At 63.0% G+C, this 343-nt stretch carries 1 protein-coding gene; it reads left to right on the forward strand.

The window, feature by feature from the left end:
- Nucleotides 1-343, forward strand: a 343-nt coding sequence (locus ACZXDY_RS46535) for a recombinase family protein (RefSeq protein ID WP_464350108.1), incomplete at both ends; no start/stop codon positions are given.

Consider the following 343-nt stretch of genomic DNA (forward strand, 5'->3'; position numbering starts at 1 on the left):
GCCGAAGCCGAGATCGTGCGGAGAATCTTCTGCGAGTTTGTCGAGGGCAAGACGCCGCGCGAGATCGCCGCGGGCCTCAATGCCGACGGTGTCAGACCGCCCCGCGGCAACAATTGGAACGCGTCGACGATCAACGGCAATGCCGCACGCGGCCATGGTATGCTGATCAACGAGCTCTATGCGGGCCGCATCGTCTGGAACAAGGTCCGCATGATCAAGGATCCTGCCACCGGAAGGCGCGTGCCACGCCCGAACCGCAAAGACCAATATCGTAGCGTCGACGCGCCGCACTTGGCGATCGTTGAGGACGCGACGTTCAAGGCCGCACAGGTGATCAAGGCTG

It is taken from the genome of Bradyrhizobium sp. LeoB3 (assembly GCF_055456055.1).